Origin of the sequence: Streptomyces sp. NPDC020983 (assembly GCF_044333485.1) — a bacterium.
GTDB lineage: Bacteria > Actinomycetota > Actinomycetes > Streptomycetales > Streptomycetaceae > Actinacidiphila.
This window is the reverse complement of record NZ_JBIRRA010000003.1, coordinates 622457-638896: the sequence shown is the minus strand read 5'-3', so window position 1 is coordinate 638896 and position 16440 is coordinate 622457. Positions and strand designations below refer to the sequence as shown.

The window sequence follows — 16440 nt, the reverse complement described above, 5'->3', positions numbered from 1 at the left end:
TGAGCCTGTTCGCCGCTGAACTCCTCCCCGGAGACGACAGCAACGCCAGAAGCGAAGCCCTGACCGGCGGCGCTCCCGCCGGGACGACACCGGCCGCCCTCGCCGGGGTGCCCGCCCGGCTGAATTCCTTGCTGTCCGACATCGCGGCCACGGTCCGCCCATCTCCCGCCGACGCCGATTCGACAGCCCCGGAACCCGGCCGCTCTTCAGGACTTCCTCGACTGGCGGCACATCCCCCGGCCCCGATCCTGGCGCGTCGCCACCCACCCTGCCCGGATGAACTGACCATTCTGAAGGTGCTGACCGGCACCTCGCTCCGGACCGCTCCGGAGACGGACGCCGAATCCAATCCTGGCACTGCACCCCGGCGGGGCGGCGGGCCGGTCTGCTTGCCGGGAATCGGATCGCCATCAACGGGGTTGGTGGGGAATGAGCCGTTACTGGAGGGTCATGCGAGCGATTCAGGTGTACGAAGTGGGCGGTCCCGAGGTGCTGCGGGAGGCCGAGGTGGACCAGCCGCGGCCGGGTCCGGGCGAGGCGGTCGTGGAGGTCGCCGCGTCCGGGGTCAACTTCCTCGACGTCTACCACCGCGAAGGCCGCTACAGCCTCCCGCTGCCCTTCACCCCGGGCGCTGAGGGCGCCGGCACGGTCGTCGAAGTGGGACCCGGCGTCGCCGACGTCGCAGTCGGGGACCGGGTCGGTTGGGTGGAGATTCCCGGCACGTATGCCGAGCGGGCCGTCGTGGACTCCTCCCGGCTGGTGCCGCTGCCCGACGACATCGGCTTCGAGACAGCCGCCGCCGTGCTCCTCCAAGGCATGACCGCGCACTATCTCGTCAAGGACGCCTACCCGGTTCAGGCGGGCGACACGGTGCTCGTGCATGCGGCTGCCGGTGGCATGGGGCTGCTTTTGACCCAGCTCATCACCCATCTCGGCGGCAGGGTGATCGGCACGACGTCGACCACGGCGAAGGCCGGGCTGGCGAAGCGTGCCGGGGCCGCCGAGGTGATCCTTTCCTCCGCGGTCGACGATCTCGCAGCCGAGGTGAGGCGGCTCAACGGCGGTCAGGGATTGCCGGTTGTCTTCGACGGCGTCGGCGCGCACACCTTCGATGCGAGCCTCGCCAGCCTGCGCACCCGCGGCCATCTCGTGCTCTTCGGCGCGGCAAGCGGTGCCGTGCCGCCGTTTGACCCGATTCGGCTCGCCGAGGGCGGTTCGCTGACCCTGATCCGGCCCAGCCTCGGGCACTTCATCGCCGATCGGCCCGAACTGCTCCGCCGGGCCGCCGATGTGTTCGAGTGGGTGCGCTCCAAGGCGCTTGAGGTCACCGTAACGGGCCGCTACGCATTGTCCGAGGCCGCCCGGGCCCACAGCGATCTGGAGGCTCGGCGTACCACCGGCAAGCTGCTCGTCCTACCCGGTGCGGCCGCTGTTGGACGCCGCGAGGAGACGCAGAGCTGATCGCGCACCGGCACGCGCAAGCCGGCCGGTGGTCCGCTCAGGCGCTCGTCCCGGCCGGCGCGGCCGGGATCGCGGTGGGGAGTCATCCTGGCGTGATGATCAGCTTGCCCCGCTTGGCCGCGCCGCCCTGCTCGAGTTCGGTAAGCGCCGGGATGGCTTGCGAGAGCGGGACGGTGCGTGCGATCGGCAGCCGCAGTGTCCCCTCGCCGGCGGCTCGTGTGACCTCTTCGAGGTCTTCGGTGACCGGCTGGGTGACCAGGACCTTGTACGGGCCGGGCAGGAAGCTTCTTACGAAGTTCGCGGGTGTGGGGGCGATGCTGACGATGTGACCGCCCGGCTTGAGCATCGTCCGCGCGGCCTTGACCGGCAGCGAGTGCTTGCCGCCGGCATCGAGGACGAGGTCGAACCGCCCTGCGAGCGAGGCGGGGTCGACGTCGAAGTCGACCACCGGGTCGACACCGAGGGCGCGTGCTTCCGACCTGGCGGTATCCCGGCAGCTGCCCGCGACCGTGGCCTGGTGCGCGAGGGCGATCTGCACGGCGGAACGGCCGACCCCGCCGAGGCAGCTGTGCACGAAGACGGCCTGGCCCGGCCGCAGGTTTCCCTTGGTGAGGAGGGCCTGCAGGGCGGTGGCCCCGACCGTCGGGAGCGTGGCAGCGTCCTCGAACGAGAGATTCGCGGGCTTTTTCACGACGAGCTTCTCCTGGGTGACGATCATGTCGGCGAACGCGCCCGCGGACTTCATCGTCGCCCCGCCGAGCACTTCGTCACCGACGTGCAGCCGGGTGACGCGGTCGCCGACCGCCTCGACGACGCCCGCGAAGTCATAACCCATCGCCCGCGGGAAGCTCCGGCCGGTCACCATCTTCATGCGGCCGGCGCGGATCCCGAAGTCCATCGGGTTGGCCCCGGCCGCGCGCACCCGGACGAGGACCTCCCCGGTGCCGGGCGGTGCCGGATCGAAGTCCTCGAGCCGCATGACCTCCGGCCCGCCGTACTGGTGATACTGAATGCGCTTCACTGTCATCCCCTCATCGCTTTTTGGTGAGTTCTGTCCGACGTCGTCACAGCGTGACCACGACTTTGCCGTGGACGTGCCGTCCGGCCTGCACGGTGACGGCGTCACGGATCCGCTCGACCGGGAAAACCTCCGCGACGGGGACGGTGAGCCGGCCCGCCAGGATCGCGTCGGTGACCTGCTGAAGGGCATCCGGCGCTGCGTCGAAGCCCCCGGTGGCGCGCACGCCGCCGGGAGGGTTGGGGCCCGCGGCGATCGTCGAGATCCGCTCGGGCGGCACGCCGAGCGCCAGCGCGGCCTCGGCCGTCTCGGTGCCGAACAGGTCCGTCGCCGCGCTCACCCCGCCGGGGGCCAGTGCCCGGACCCGGTCCGCCAGCCCGGGGCCGTAGGCCACGGGCTCGGCGCCGAGCTGCCGCAGGAAGTCGAAGGTGCCCGGCGCGGCAGTGCCGATCACGGTCGCGCCGGCCAGGACCGCGAGCTGTACGGCGAACACGCCCACGCCGCCGGCCGCGCCGCCGATCAGGACGGTGTCGCCGGACCGCGGGCCGATCGCCGCCAGGGCGGCGACAGCGGTGGCGCCGGCCACCCCGAGCGTGCTCGCCACCTCGTCGCTGATGCCCTCCGGCGTGGGCCACAGCGCATCGGCAGGGGGCCTGACCACCACGAAGTCCGCCACGGACCGTCCCAGGGCGGCCCCGTAGACGCGGTCGCCCACGGAGAAGCCGGTCACCCCGTCGCCGACCTCGTCGACCACGCCGGCGAGGTCGGACCCGAAGCCGGACGGCACGGTGATGCCGAACCGCGCCGCCGTCTCCGGCCGTGCGGCGATGCCCCAGTCCATCGGGTTCAGCCCGGCGGCGGTGACGCGGACGCGGACCTCACCCGGGGCGGCGTGCGGCTCCGGAACCTCCCGCACCTCCAGTACCTCAGGGCCTCCGAACGTCTCGTAGATGACAGCTCGGCTCATGGTCGGACCTCCAGCGGACCAGTGACGGAACTTGGTTCCCTCACCCTACACGAGTGACGGAACCAAGTTCTGTAAACTGCGTCCATGGCTCGCTGGGAACCGAACGCACCCGAACGGCTCGCTCAGGCCGCCCTCGACCTGTTCGCGGAGCGCGGCTACGAGAACACGTCCGTGGTCGACATCGCGCGGCGGGCGGGACTGGGGAAAACCACCTTCTTCCGGCACTTCCAGGACAAACGGGAAGTGCTCTTCGGCCGCGGCACGATGGACGACCTGGTCACCAAGGCGGTAGCCGACGCGCCGGCAGCCGCCACCCCGCTCGAAGCGGTCGCCCACGCACTTGACGCGACCGGGAGGGAGGTCTTCACGCCCGCCCGCCGCGCATTCACCATCCGCCGGCAGGAGGTGATCGCCGCCCACCCCGAACTGCGGGAACGCGAAGCGCTGAAGCACCTCGGCCTCATCGCATCGATGACCGCCGCGCTCGAACGGCGCGGCGTTCCCGGCCTCACCGCTCGCGTGGCCGCGGAGCTCGGCGCGCTCGCCTCCACGATCGCCTACGAACGCTGGAGCGACCCCGCCAACGGAGACGACTTCGGCGAACTGGCCCGCAGAGCGCTCGACGACGTGCGGGCGACCACCGCCCTCTGCTGAGACGGCAACAGCCTTGAGCGGGCCTGCGGCGGGATGGAGACACGCCGTGCCGACCCCCGCACCCGGCCGGCCGAGCGTGGCGCCGGGGTACTGCCGAGGGGTGGGCCTCGGCCACCCCCTCCGCCCCCCCCCCGGGCGGCCGCCGGTCACCGGGGGGTGGGGGGCGCCCCGGAGGTCGGCGTCGGTGTGACCGGGGGCTGCGGGTGCGGCTGCTCCGGTGTCGGGTCCGTCGTCCAGGGGCGCAGCGGCATGGCTTCGTTCAGGAAGTCCGTGTGCTGCTGCGCCCACAGGGCCATCGGGTTGCCGAGCTGGAGCTTGTCGCCTTCGTGCTTGCTCTTGAGGGTCGCCTCCCATTGCGTCAGATCGCTGCCCTGGTAGAGCTGGGTGAGCATCCCGACGTCGTAACGGATGGTGTAGCGCTTGTCCTTGTCCGCGTCGTCCGCGAAGGCGCCCATGATCGCCGCGATGTACCTGATCGAGCCGTCGTCGCTGCTGAGCAGGTTCTCACGCTCGCCCAGCGTCGTCCTGGGCATGTAGCCGCGGTCCTCGATCTCCTTCACCAGGGGGAAGTCCGTGTGTATCTTTCCCGGTCCGGTCGCCCAGCGGGCCAGCCGCTTGTTGATCCGGCCGAGCCCCGAACCCGCCGGGATCGGGTGGCGGAAGGGCTGCGGATTCTCGATCGCCTCCCACGCGATCGCCGCGGCGATCGCCTGCGGGGAGATGTTCCGCCGCCGGGCCTCGGTGATGATCGTCTCGCGGTGCGCCTGGAGCCAGGCGATCACCGCGTTCTCCTCGCGGGAGAACGGCCTGCCGTCCGGGTGGTAATGGACGGGCCGGGGAAGGAAGTTCGCGTCCCACAGCTCGTAGGACAGGTAGGCCGGGTCCTTCGGCGGAGCGGCGCCGGGCTGGGGCGACGGGGTGGCGCCGGGCGCGGAGAACATCCGGCCGCCGAGGGCGGCCAGGAAGTCCTTGTCCTGCGTGCCGCCCTGGAGCAGCGGCGTCAGGCGGTCCGCCGTGAAGCCCTGCTGCCCGCCGGTCACGAACGCGCCGAACCACGTGGTCCAGAAGGCCTGCTTGTCCTGGGGCGTTTTGCCCTCGGCTGCGGTCCGGGTGAATGTGCCGAAGGTCTGCACGAGCAGGGAGCGGTCGGCCGGCGTCATGGTCGGCCCGGCCGACTGATCGGACAGCCAGGCGAGTTTGTCCGGGCCGAGGGTGCTGTAGAAGGCGTTGAGGTAGTCGCCGTCGCCGGCGTGCGCCCGCAGGGCGGCGAAGAGCTGCGGGGGGATCGGACCGCCGCCGGCGATCGCGTTCCGGAACCGCGTCCCGAGGTCCCCGCCGTCCTTCTGTGCCTGGGCGGCGGCGAACCTGGTCACCTTGGCCTCGTCGATGCGGACCATGTGCCCGGGGGTCGCGTCGACGGCCACCGCCAGCCGGTACCGCCGCCGCAGCATCGGCACCTCGTCCCGCGCCCACGCCGCGATCTTCTGGACGTCCGTCAGGGTGCCCTGCGCTATTCCGTATTCGGCGAGTTTCGACTTGTAGTACTGCGCACGGAAGTGCAGTGTGTCGTGGTCCGTCACGATGGAGTCGATGGTCTCGTTGAGTTTCGCCGAATCGATACCGGAAAAACCGGAAGAATTGTCGCCCATCTCCTGGCTCCCACTTCGTCCGCTCTACCGCAGGGTGTGCCACTTGTTCATCGCCGCGGCCTCCTGCACGGTGACCTTCTCCGGCATCGCGTCGATCTTCCGCTGCATCTCGTCGAGAGTGCGGCCGAGCAGCCTCTTCACGTGGCCGCGCCGGCCGCGCACGTCCCCGCGCCAATTGTCGGCGGTCCGGCCGACCCACGCCCTGCCCGAGTCCTTGCCGCCGTCACCGATCGTCGTCTCGGCCTGCTTGAAGACGCTTTCGAGATCCGCTTGCTCCTTCTCGAATTCGATCTTCAGACTCTTGAGCCGCTCGCGATCGGGATTGGGCACTTTCGGACCTTCCGTCATGGCCGCCGCCCTTCGCCTCACGATTACCGGGCACCTCTGTGAAAGAGAGCGCCGCTCGGGCCCGTACGGTTCCGCGCCACGGCCTGGGAAACTCCGCCCGCGGTTCGCCGACCGGGCGCAGCCGCCCCCTTCCGCCCGCCCCGGGCCGTCGACATGGCGCGGGGGCCCCGGGGGGTTGAGGGCGACGAGGCCGAGCGGAGGTGGGGCGGCGCGCCCCCGGAGGCCGATGTGACGACGGAGGGGCCGTGCAGGGCCGTGTCGGTGCGGGCGGCCGCCCGGCTGTGGCCGCATGCGGCGTGAGCGCCCGGGGTACGTTTCGCCCATGACGCACGTGGCGGAGCCCGCGGATGATCCCGCCCGTGCGAGGTGGGCCTGTCTGGAGGAACAGACCCGGCGGGAGGTCGACGCGCATGTCCTGGCGGAGCGCCGGGTCCAGGCGGTCGTCGTCGTCAGGAAGGCCCTGCACGCGGTGGGGCTGGAAGCGACCCTGGGGGACGCGATGGCGGTCGTCAACGCACGCCGGGACCTCTTCACCTCCGTCCGGTTCCCCCCGCACGACTGGCAGGTGTGGCTCCTGCTGCGCCTGCAGAGCGACGCCCGGTCGGGACGGGTCGCCGCGATCGAGGCGTTCTGGGATCGCGATGCCGCCCGGGGCTGGTTCGTGGTGCTGGTCGCCGTCCTGCAGCACAGGGAGAGGCACGTGGCAACCGTCTACCAGCAGGACGGAGGATCCCCGGTGGGGGCCGTTGCCGACCAGGCGGGACGCGCTTTGGCCCACTTCGTCGACGTGCCCTTCCACTTCCCCTGTCCGGACGGTCCCGACGACCGGGCCCCACGCCTGTACGACACCCCCCGCCCGTCCGGGGGCGCGTGAGCGGGAGTTGCGGCCGCCGTCCGTGGGGGGGCGTCCCGGGAGGCCGCGGCGCCCGGAACCGGGTGGGCCGGGCCCGGTGTCAGGTGGCGGCCTCGGCGGTGCCGGTGAGGCGGTAGGCGTCGGAGGTGTCGACGCCGAGGGCGGACAGCAGGCCGAGGGCTGCGGTGAGGGGTGGGTTTCCGGCGAGGCGGGCGGCGGCGAGGCGGGTGGGGAGGCGGCCGGTGGCGGTCAGGGCGTCCCACTGCGGTTCGGAGAGGGCGAGGTAGCGCAGGCCGGGGAGGTCGGCCAGGAGTGACAGGTCGGGTGTGGGGCAGCGGGACAGGTCGAGGGCGCGCAGTGCGGGGAGGGTGCGCAGGGGGGTGAGGTCGATCGGGGTCTCGGAGCCGACGGCGAGTGAGGCGAGGTGGGGGTGGCCGGTGAGCGGGGTGAGGTCGGCACCGGGGGCGAGGCCGGCCGTCAGGTCCTCGACGGGAAGCGCGGCCAGGGGCGTGAGGTCACCGGCGGCGCAGCGGTTGAGGTGGAGGCGGCGCAGACGCGGGGTCGCGGAGAGCGGGGTGAGGTCGACGGGGGAGGCGGCGTCGTTGAGGTGGATGGCCTGGACGGCGGGCGTGAGCTGTGCGTCCAGGGAGGAGACGATCAGCCTGCTCGGCTCGTCCTCGGGCTGGTGCGGGGCGTGCGGGTCGGGCAGGCCCAGGATCCGGCCGAGCCAGGCGGTGACGGAGGAAGCGACGTAGCGCGGGCCCTCGTCGAAGTCCCGGCCGACCTCGATGACCTGGCCGGGGTGGCCGTCCGGCGCGGGGGCGAGGTCGACGGCCAGGAAGTTCCCGTCGAACCAGCTGGCGAAGGGGAGCCAGCCCGGGTGCCCCGAGCAGCGGCGGACCGTGTTCGGAGGGTCGGCGTCGAAGACCACGTGGCGCCATCCGAGTCCCCAGCCGTACCAGGTCGGGACGCCGGTGTGGTCGTCGTGTTCGGCGAGGGCCGAGTCGAGCGGCAGCCAGCAGTACCCGTCCAGCGCCTCGTTGTCGCCGTCGCCGTCCGCCTCCAGGTAGAGGGCCCGCAGGTCCGGCGGCAGCGGGCGGCCGAGGTGCTGCTCGGCGGCGGCGAGCTGCGCCTCGGTGACGGGCGCGGGCATCGTCGCTTCCTCGCCGGACTCCTCGGCGTGCCGACGGAGGAGGGCCCGCAGCCGCTCGACCGCTTCGGCCGGATCCCCGGACGGGGGCAGCACGGACGGCGCCACGTCGTCGGCCGCGCCCGGTTCCGGCGGTTCGTAGGCCGGGTCGACGGTCAGTGTCCACCCGTCCTCGACGCCGCCCCCGGGCGCCAGCGTGAGCCGGAACACCACGAGTGCGAAGGCGCCGGACGGGCGGCACCTCAGCTCCAGGGCGACGTGCTCCCAGCCGTGGGTGTCCCGGAACGACGTCCCCAGGGCCGCGAGGTCCTCGTGCGGGGACGGCATCCCGTAGAACGCGCCCGTCCGGCCCGGCACCACGTACCCGCCGCCGGAGGTGCCCGTGCCTCCCGGGCCCGCGTGCCCCCGCACCACGCACTCCGTCCAGCCCTCCGGCCCCGCGGCGACGATCGCCGCCGCCATCCGCCGTGCCACCTGCTCCACCGTCACGTCCCACCCCTTGCTCGTACCTGTCGGGCGATCATGCCAGCAGCCTCTGACAGCGCGGCGCCCCGGAGCAGCGCACCGTCCGGCGGCGTCCGCCCCGCCGGTGACCGGCCGGAGCCCGGGACCGGTGGTGTGACGGTTCCGGAGACCGTGGGACCGGCCGCGAAGCCCGGTCCCGGCAGCGGAAGGCCCGGGCGGGGGAGGAAGCCGGAGCCGAACGGACCGGGCCCTGGCAGGATTTCCCCATGGAGATCCGCCGCATCACCCGGGCCGAGGCCGTCCAGGACGCCGGGCATCTCTTCGACGTGGCCCCTCTGCCGGAGGCGACCGAGAGGTTTCTGGCGGACGAGGGCCACCACCTGCTGATCGCCTACGACGAGGGCGTCCCGGCGGGGATGGCCACCGGCGTCGAGATGACACACCCGGACAAGGGCACCGAGATGTTCCTGTACGAGCTGGGCGTGGACGAGTCGTTCCGCGGACGCGGTGTCGGCCGGGCCCTGACGTCGGCGCTCGCGGACCTGGCGCGCGAACGGAACTGCTACGGCATGTGGACGGTCACGGCCGAGGACAACGCGGCGGCGCGGGCGGCCTACGGTCGTGCCGGAGGTGTCCCGGAGGACGGGCAGGTGGTGCTCGTCTGGACCTTCGACCAGGAGTAGGGCCACGGAGTGGGCCGCCGCCCGGTCCGCGCTCCCCGCGCCGGGGGCGGCCCCACCGGCGGGGCCGGGCCCCGTCGACGCCGGGCTAGAGGAAGCGGAAACGGGCCGGGTCGGTGAGCTCGGGCAGGATCTCGCGCATCCAGGGGCTGCCGGCGGCGGGGAGCCGGACGAGGGTGTGGCGGAAGACGTGCCAGTCGGGCCACAGCGGGCGGTCGGGGCGTGGCGGGGGCGGGTCCTCGTCGGCCAGGAGGTGCCGGGTGCGTGGCCCGATGCGGTGGTGGGCGGGTTCGGGCGGGGCGAAGGCCAGCCGGTGCCACACCCCGAAGGGCAGGGGGACGAGGCGGGCCGGACGGGAGGGCGCCCAGGTCAGCCCGGTGTGCGGGTGGACCGGGACGAGGAGGACGGCGGCGTCGGTGCCGGGGAGGCCGGGTCCGGCGAGGCCCGCGCGGAGCGGCGGCGGCCCCGCGGGCAGGAGTTTGCCGAGCGCCCCTTGGAACATCTGACCGGCCGGGCCGGGCGGGACGGTCACGGGCCGGCCCCGCGAGGCCACCAGCAGGTGCGCGAGGGCGTGGCCCGCCGCCGCTGCCCAGCGGGGGCTCCAGGACCACTGGCAGTGCGGACCCGGGCGTGCGCCCCATCTGACGAGGGGTTCGTACGGGGGTGTGCCCGCACTGTGGGTCACCAGGTGCTCCCAGGACGGCGGTTCGGGGCCGTCACCGTCGGAGGGGAGGCGGTGGACGGCGGCGGGGTCGAGCCACACGGCCTGCCACAGCGAGCAGTCGTCGATGCGCGTGGCCACGGGCAGGCCGCACGCCCCGCAGGTCATGTTGGGGCCGTCGCCCCCGGCGAGGCCGCAGCAGGCGCCGCCGCGCCGGTCCGGGGTGAGGACGGTGCCGCGGACGTCTCCCGGTGCGACGGCGACCGCTCCGGCCGGGCCGTAGGACAGGGACCGGACGGGCGCGTGGATGCCGCGGGCCGCCGCCTCGTCCGGGTCGACCTCCTCCCACCTGCGGTAGGGCGGTCCCGACGGTTCCGGATCGACGGCGAAGGTGCCCGGCTCCATGAGCACCGGCAGCTGGAGCCCGTTCCCGAAGGACTGGTGGGCGTGGATCGGCAGGGCGACCTGCGAGAGCGGCACCGTCAGCTCCCTGCCGCATCCGGCGCACACGAAAACGTACACGCATCCTCCGTACGGGAGACGGGCACATCGTCACATCCCCCGCGGCGCGCTGCCAACGGTGTTCTGGCCGGGAGACGACCCGGCACCGGGGGGCCGGGCGTGTCTGCCGTTCGGATGGCGGTGCGCGGCCGGGCCGGGCGGTGACGGGTGTGCACGGCGCACCGGGGGACAGGATGGGTCAATGGAGATCGGTTACAAGCTGGCCGCGGAGGCCTTCGGCCCGCAGGAGCTCGTACGGCAGGCGGTGCGCGCGGAGGCCGCCGGGTTCGACTTCGTGGAGATGAGCGACCACTTCCACCCGTGGCTCGACGTGCAGGGCCACTCGCCCTTCGCCTGGACGGTGTTCGGGACGATCGCGGCCAGGACCGAGCGGGTCGGGCTGGCGACCGGGGTGACGTGCCCGACCGTGCGCTACCACCCGGCGGTGATCGCGCAGGCGGCCGCGACGCTCGCGCTGCTGTGCGGGGACCGCTTCGTCCTGGGGGTCGGCGCGGGCGAGCGGCTCAACGAGCACGTCGTCGGACCCGGTTTCCCGGAATCGGCCCAGGAGCGGCACGAGCGGCTGCGGGAGGCACTGGAGATCATCCGGCTGCTGTGGCAGGGCGGCTACCAGTCCTACCAGGGGACCCACCTGCGGCTGGAGGACGCCCGGATCTTCGACCTGCCGGACCGGCCGCCGCTGATCGCCGTGGCCGCGGGCGGCCCCGAGGCGGCGCGGCTGGCCGCCGAACTCGGCGACGGGATGTTCGCGACCGAGGACAGGCCCCAGCTCGTCGAGCAGTACCGTGCCGCCGGCGGGTCGGGGCCGCGCTACGCCGAGGTGCCGGTCGCCTGGGCGCCGGACGAGGAGACCGCGGCGCAGGCCGCGCGGGAGACCTCGCGGTGGGCGCTGACGGGGTGGAAGGTGATGAGCGAACTCCCCAACCCCGTCAACTTCGAGGCCGCCACCACGACCGTACGCACCGACGACGTCCGCGAGGCGTTCACCTGCGGCACCGACCCCGAGCGCTACGCCGGGGCCGTTCAGCGCTACCTGGACGCCGGATTCGACCGCCTCGTCCTCCAGAACGCCGGCCCCGACCCGGACGGCTTCCTCGACTTCTACGCCCGCGAACTCGACCAGCCCCTGCGCCGCCTGCGCCCGAACGGCACCGCGGCCGGGTGAGCAGGACGCCGCCCGCGGCCGGGGCGCGGAGCCGGACGGAGGCCGTCCGCCGTACGGCCGGTGCCGGGCCCGGTCCCGCGGCCGGCCGGGGGGAGAGGGAGGGCGGCGCGTGGTGCGCCTGGTGCTGACGTCCGACACGCACGTGCCCGCACGGGCGCGCCGGTTGCCCGCGGAACTGCTCGCCGCCGTCGACGCGGCCGACGTCGTCCTCCACGCGGGGGACTGGGTGGACGAGGCGACCCTCGACGTGCTGGCGGCCCGGTCACGGCGGCTGGTGGCGGTGTACGGCAACAACGACGGCCCCGGCCTGCGGGCGCGGCTGCCGGAGGTCGCCGAGGCGGAGGTGGGCGGGCTCCGCTTCGCCGTGGTGCACGAGACGGGTGCCGCCCGGGGCCGCGAGGAGCGCTGCGCCCGCCGCTTCCCCGGCGTCGACGTGCTGGTCTTCGGCCACAGCCACATCCCCTGGGACACCTCGGCCCCCGGCGGCCTGCGCCTGCTCAACCCCGGCTCCCCGACCGACCGGCGGCGCCAGCCGCACCGCACATACATGACCGCGACCGCGGCGGACGGGGTGCTGGCGGACGTCCGTCTGCACCGGCTGTGAGCGTGCCCCGCCGTAGGGCCGGGCAGCGCGGGGCCGCCGCGCCGGCTGCCCCGGGGCCGGGCTCGCCGCTCTCCCGGCCCTGCCCTCTCAGACGGCCCGCCGGCGGGCGAACGGGCCGTCCAGGGCAGCCCACTGCAGCAGCATGACCGTCTTGCCGTCGACGATGCGGCCGTCGCGGGTCATGCCGAGGGCCTCGGTGAAGGGGAGTTCGAGCACCTCGATGTCCTCGCCCTCCTCCGCGAGCCCCCCGCCGGTGCCCGTGCGGTCCGCCGGTGTGTAGGGGGCGGCGAAGAAGTGGAGGCGCTCGGTGACGGAGCCCGGGCTCATGTAGGCGTCGAGCACGTGGGTGAGCGGGCCGAGCCGCACACCCAGCTCCTCCGCGCTCTCGCGGCGTATCGCGGTGTGCGGGTCGTCCGCGTCGAGCAGTCCGGCGGCCGCCTCGACGAGAATGCCGTCGGGATGGTCGTTGACGTAGGCCGGGTAGCGGAACTGGCGGGTGAGCAGGACCCGGCCGCGTCCGGTGTCGTACGGCAGGACGACGGCGCCGTTGCCGCGGTCGTAGGTCTCGCGCTGCTGGGTCTCCCACCGCCCGTCGCGCCGCCGGTAGTCGAAGGTCGTGCGGCGCAGGACGTGCCAGCCCGAGGAGGTCAGCTCGACGTCCCGTACCCGGACGCCGGGGTTGCGGTCGAGGCCGCGTCCGGCGAGGTGGAGTCCGGTGCGCCCGCGGTGGTCCGGGGAGTCGGTGCCCGGGCGGCTCGTCACGCGGTCTCCCGGGGTACGCGGCGGAAGATCCCGGCGACGCCGTGACGGACGGGCGGGCCGGCGATCGGGGCGGGCAGGGGCACGTCGTCGTTCATGCCGCTACGATACATGCAGAATCGTGCAAGAACGCGGAGGAACGTGAATGCTGGCCGCCGAACGACGCGAGCACCTGCTCGACCTGCTCGCCCGTACCGGGAAGGTCGTGGCCAAGGACGTCGCCGCCGCCCTCGGCATCTCCGAGGACAGCGTGCGGCGCGACCTGCGCGACCTCGCCGCGGAGGGCCTGTGCCAGCGGGTCTACGGCGGCGCGCTCCCGGTGTCCCCGGCGGTGGCGGACTACGGCGCCCGGCAGGCACTCGGCCCGGAGGGCAAGCGCAGGGTCGCCGCCGTCGCGGCCGGTCTCGTCCGGCCGGGCGGCTCGGTGATCCTGGACGGCGGCACGACCGCCCTCGCCGTCGCGCGGGCGCTCCCGAAAGACCTCACCTGCACGGTGATCACCCACAGCCCGACGATCGCGGCGGCCCTGATCGGCCACCCGCGGGCGGATCTCTTCCTGCTCGGCGGCCGCGTCTTCAAGCACTCCGCCGTCACCTGCGGCGCCGCCGCCGTCGAGGCCGCCCAGAACGTCTCGGCCGAGATCTGCCTGCTGGGCGTCACCGGCGTGCACCCCGAGGCGGGGCTGACCACCGGGGACGCCGACGAGGCGGCGATGAAGCGCGCCCTGTCCGCGCGGGCCGCGGACACCTACGTCCTCGCCTCCCGCGAGAAGATCGGCACGGCCTCGCCCTACCGCGTCCTCCCGTGGGAGGACGTCAGCGGGCTGATCACCGACGCCGGCCCGCACGACCGGGTCACCGGCCGGCTCGCGTCGCTCGGCGTGCCGATCCTCCACGCCGGCTGACGTCCCGCCACCGCGGCCCCGCCCGCGGGATCCGCCGCCGGTGACGCGGCGCCGGCGGCGCGGCGGACGGCCGTCCGGTGTTCGGGTGCGCGATCGTCGGGGTGCGCCGCCGCGGACCCGGGTAAGGTCCTGCCGGAGAACACCGCGGACGCGTACGCCGGTGCGGCCGGCGCACGGGGACGGCGGTCGGCGGCGGGAGGCCGCGTACGGACGGGACCGCCGCCGGAACCAGGACCCCGCGCGGGGCTTCCGGACAGGCCTTCACCGCCCGTGGTCCGGCCGGGGGGCGGGGGAGCATGGGGCAGAACGGCAGATCGGTGCTGGTGCAGTTCGCGGTGGCCGCGGTGGCCGCCGCTCTGCTGTGGGTCGGGGCCTGGTGGCTGACCCCGTTCGTGATCCGGGGACTTCTCGGCGGTTGGTGACGGCCGGCCAGGGCAGGGAGGCGCACATGGTGAACGCCGGCGACACGGGGCCCGCGTACCCCGTCCGCTTACCGGGCGAGGGCGACGGCCACCCGCTGCCCGGCCCCGCCGAGCGGGTGGCCGTCGCCTTCGAGGGCCTCCCGGCGGGCGTCGAGGAGCTGACCTGGGGGCAGGCCTCGCTCTGGGAGGCGATGACGCGCCACGGGTCGTGGATGCCGCTGGGCGGCGTGAAGCGCCTGGAGGCCGGGGTCCTGGTCCGCGACGTCGCGGAGGAACTGCGGTACCTGGTGACCCGCTACCCGTCGATGCGCACCCGGCTGCGCCGCGGACCGGGGCCCGCGCCCCGCCAGGAGCTGTTCGGCTCCGGCACGGTCTTCCTGGAGATCCACGACGCCGGCGACGGCGAGGATCCCGACGGGACGGCCGCGGCCGTCGAGGCGCACTACCGGCACGCGCCCTTCGACTTCGCCGCCGACTGGCCGGTGCGCATGGCCGTCGTCCGGCGGAACGGGGAGCTCACGCACATGGTGGTCGTCATGTGCCACCTGGTGACCGACGGCGCCGGCGCCCGGGTGATGCTGCGCGAGGTCGCGGCCAGGACCGCCACCCCGCCCGACGGCATGCAGCAGCTGGAGCAGGCGCGCTGGCAGCGCTCCGCCGCCGGCCGCCGCCAGGACGACAGGGCGCTGCGCTACCACGAGAAGCTGCTGGCCGCCGTCACGCCGCACAGGATCCCCGGCCCCGCGGACCCGCGCAGCCCGCGGTACTGGAGCGCGGAGCTGCGGTCCCGCGCGCTGCGGCCGGCGGCCGCGGCCCTCGCCGAGCGCACCGGCGCCACCGCGTCCACCGTGCTGCTGGCGCTGCACGCTGCCGTGCTCGCCCGCGTCACCGGGGCCAACCCGGTGCCGGTGCGGCCCCTGGTGGGCAACCGCTTCCGCCCGGGCCTGGCGGACGTGGTGTGCATGCTCACGCAACCGGGCCTGTGCGTCCTCGACGTCGCGGACACCACCGTCGGCGAGGCGGTGGCCCGCACCCAGCGCGCCGTGACGGGCGCCTACAAGTACGGCTACTACGACCCGCGTCGGCTCGCGGACCTGATCGACCGCGTCTCCCGCGAACGCGGCCCCGACTTCAGCGTCTCCTGCGTGGTCAACGACCGGCGCGACCCGTCCGCGGCCGGGGCCGCGGCCGCCCCGCCGACCGGGGAGGAGATGCGGGCCGCGCGCGAGAGCAGCACGTTCGGCTGGACGGGCCGGACCGACAGGCCGTCCGAGCGCATGTTCCTGACCGTCGAGGACGCGCCGGAGGGCATCGTGCTCGGCTTCGGCGCGGACACCCACCACTTCCCCCCGGCGCTCTTCGAGCCCCTGCTGCGGGGCATCGAGGACCTCGCGGTCGAGGCCGCACTCGACCCCACGGCACCCACGGGTGCGGCCGGGGCCGGGCGCTGATCCGGCGTCACTCCGGCCACGGGCTGTCGCGGATCATCTCGACGAAGTCCTTGCGGCGGAACGACGGGTCGAAGTGGGCCAGGACGTCGTCGTTCATGGTGCCGAACGTCGTGTCGGGCCGGTCGGCCATGCCGTCGTGGAAGGCCTTCAGGATGCGGTTCTTGAAGTCGGGGCGCGGATGGGCGGCGACGACCTCGGCCCGCTGCCGGTCGGTGAGCTCCGCCAGGCCGGCGCCCAGGACGTCGGTCTCCACACCGAGGATCACCACCGCCACCTCGGGGGACAGGTGCAGGGGCACCTCCGGGGTGGTGTGGAGGGCGATGGCCAGCCAGACGTCGCGGGCCTCCCGCTCGGAGCGGCCGTGGTCGAGCAGGAACCCGCGGGCCGCCTCGGCGCCGTCGAGTTCGAAGCGGCGGTCCGTGGTGGCGTACGACCGGGTCAGGCCGAGGTCGTGGAAGAGGCCGCCCACGTAGGCCAGTTCCGGATCGACCTCCAGCCCGCGCGCGGCCGTCCGCAGCGATCCCCAGAAGTAGACACGGCGCGAATGGTGGAAGACCGTCTCGTCGGCGGCGTCCCGGACGAGCCGGGTGGCCTCGCGGACCAGCGGGGTGTCGGGGACGGCGATTCCCGCGACGGTCTCCGGCATCGTGTGCTCCTCGGCAGGGTGGGGAGTGGGCCGGCCCCAGCTTCACCCACCGGCGTGCGCG

At 74.1% G+C, this 16440-nt stretch carries 17 protein-coding genes; 9 read left to right on the top strand and 8 right to left on the bottom strand.

Annotated elements, in window-relative coordinates; genetic code table 11:
* Positions 1 to 450: 450 nt before the first annotated feature.
* Entirely contained in the window at positions 451 to 1461 is a 1011-nt protein-coding gene (locus ACH4SE_RS09125) for a quinone oxidoreductase family protein (RefSeq protein WP_398542651.1), read from the top strand.
* 82 nt (positions 1462 to 1543) lie between these two features.
* Here the strand turns inward: ACH4SE_RS09125 and ACH4SE_RS09120 are convergent, their stop codons facing one another.
* Together ACH4SE_RS09120 and ACH4SE_RS09115 are read right to left on the bottom strand one after the other, a co-directional pair.
* Complete coding sequence (locus ACH4SE_RS09120; RefSeq protein WP_398542650.1) at positions 1544 to 2488, bottom strand: NADP-dependent oxidoreductase; 945 nt, start codon at positions 2486 to 2488, stop codon at positions 1544 to 1546.
* Positions 2489 to 2525: 37 nt separating this feature from the next.
* Positions 2526 to 3446, bottom strand: a complete 921-nt coding sequence (locus tag ACH4SE_RS09115) for an NADP-dependent oxidoreductase (RefSeq protein ID WP_398542649.1) — start codon at positions 3444 to 3446, stop codon at positions 2526 to 2528.
* An 84-nt stretch (positions 3447 to 3530) separates the two neighbouring features.
* On the opposite strand from ACH4SE_RS09115, the gene ACH4SE_RS09110 reads away from it, so the two are divergent.
* A complete protein-coding gene (locus ACH4SE_RS09110) occupies positions 3531 to 4100 on the top strand; it encodes a TetR/AcrR family transcriptional regulator (RefSeq protein WP_398542648.1) in 570 nt (189 codons plus the stop codon).
* A gap of 146 nt (positions 4101 to 4246) precedes the next feature.
* Here ACH4SE_RS09110 and ACH4SE_RS09105 read toward each other — a convergent pair whose 3' ends face one another.
* Positions 4247 to 5749 (bottom strand): hypothetical protein, encoded by a 1503-nt coding sequence (locus ACH4SE_RS09105; protein WP_398542647.1) that lies wholly within the window; start codon positions 5747 to 5749, stop codon positions 4247 to 4249.
* A 24-nt stretch (positions 5750 to 5773) separates the two neighbouring features.
* Positions 5774 to 6079: a hypothetical protein gene (locus tag ACH4SE_RS09100; protein ID WP_398542646.1), complete on the bottom strand. Its 306-nt coding sequence runs from the start codon at positions 6077 to 6079 to the stop codon at positions 5774 to 5776.
* 340 nt (positions 6080 to 6419) lie between these two features.
* On the opposite strand from ACH4SE_RS09100, the gene ACH4SE_RS09095 reads away from it, so the two are divergent.
* The gene (locus ACH4SE_RS09095; RefSeq protein ID WP_398542645.1) at positions 6420 to 6971 is read left to right on the top strand and encodes a hypothetical protein; all 552 of its coding nucleotides are present in this window, start codon (positions 6420 to 6422) and stop codon (positions 6969 to 6971) included.
* A 79-nt stretch (positions 6972 to 7050) separates the two neighbouring features.
* On the opposite strand, the gene ACH4SE_RS09090 is transcribed toward ACH4SE_RS09095, so the two are convergent.
* On the bottom strand, positions 7051 to 8589 hold the full coding sequence (locus ACH4SE_RS09090; RefSeq protein WP_398542644.1) for an SMI1/KNR4 family protein: 1539 nt from the start codon (positions 8587 to 8589) through the stop codon (positions 7051 to 7053).
* A 242-nt stretch (positions 8590 to 8831) separates the two neighbouring features.
* On the opposite strand from ACH4SE_RS09090, the gene ACH4SE_RS09085 reads away from it, so the two are divergent.
* Positions 8832 to 9248, top strand: coding sequence for a GNAT family N-acetyltransferase (locus ACH4SE_RS09085; protein ID WP_398542643.1), 417 nt, complete (start codon positions 8832 to 8834; stop codon positions 9246 to 9248).
* A gap of 85 nt (positions 9249 to 9333) precedes the next feature.
* Here the strand turns inward: ACH4SE_RS09085 and ACH4SE_RS09080 are convergent, their stop codons facing one another.
* Positions 9334 to 10428 carry a hypothetical protein gene (locus ACH4SE_RS09080; protein ID WP_398542642.1) on the bottom strand — a complete coding sequence of 365 codons (1095 nt, stop codon included), beginning with the start codon at positions 10426 to 10428 and terminating at the stop codon, positions 9334 to 9336.
* A 181-nt stretch (positions 10429 to 10609) separates the two neighbouring features.
* On the opposite strand from ACH4SE_RS09080, the gene ACH4SE_RS09075 reads away from it, so the two are divergent.
* A complete protein-coding gene (locus tag ACH4SE_RS09075; RefSeq protein ID WP_398542641.1) occupies positions 10610 to 11593 on the top strand; it encodes a TIGR03557 family F420-dependent LLM class oxidoreductase in 984 nt (327 codons plus the stop codon).
* 112 nt (positions 11594 to 11705) lie between these two features.
* Positions 11706 to 12197, top strand: a complete 492-nt coding sequence (locus ACH4SE_RS09070) for a metallophosphoesterase family protein (protein WP_398542692.1) — start codon at positions 11706 to 11708, stop codon at positions 12195 to 12197.
* 87 nt (positions 12198 to 12284) lie between these two features.
* Here ACH4SE_RS09070 and ACH4SE_RS09065 read toward each other — a convergent pair whose 3' ends face one another.
* On the bottom strand, positions 12285 to 12959 hold the full coding sequence (locus tag ACH4SE_RS09065) for an NUDIX domain-containing protein (protein WP_398542640.1): 675 nt from the start codon (positions 12957 to 12959) through the stop codon (positions 12285 to 12287).
* Between the two features lie 142 nt (positions 12960 to 13101).
* On the opposite strand from ACH4SE_RS09065, the gene ACH4SE_RS09060 reads away from it, so the two are divergent.
* From ACH4SE_RS09060 to ACH4SE_RS09050, 3 genes are all read left to right on the top strand, one after another.
* Complete coding sequence (locus tag ACH4SE_RS09060) at positions 13102 to 13860, top strand: DeoR/GlpR family DNA-binding transcription regulator (RefSeq protein WP_398542639.1); 759 nt, start codon at positions 13102 to 13104, stop codon at positions 13858 to 13860.
* 296 nt (positions 13861 to 14156) lie between these two features.
* Entirely contained in the window at positions 14157 to 14282 is a 126-nt protein-coding gene (locus tag ACH4SE_RS09055; RefSeq protein WP_398542638.1) for a hypothetical protein, read from the top strand.
* A 26-nt stretch (positions 14283 to 14308) separates the two neighbouring features.
* Entirely contained in the window at positions 14309 to 15733 is a 1425-nt protein-coding gene (locus tag ACH4SE_RS09050) for a condensation domain-containing protein (protein WP_398542637.1), read from the top strand.
* 7 nt (positions 15734 to 15740) lie between these two features.
* Here the strand turns inward: ACH4SE_RS09050 and ACH4SE_RS09045 are convergent, their stop codons facing one another.
* Positions 15741 to 16379, bottom strand: coding sequence for an HD domain-containing protein (locus ACH4SE_RS09045; RefSeq protein WP_398542636.1), 639 nt, complete (start codon positions 16377 to 16379; stop codon positions 15741 to 15743).
* Between the last annotated feature and the right edge of the window lie 61 nt (positions 16380 to 16440).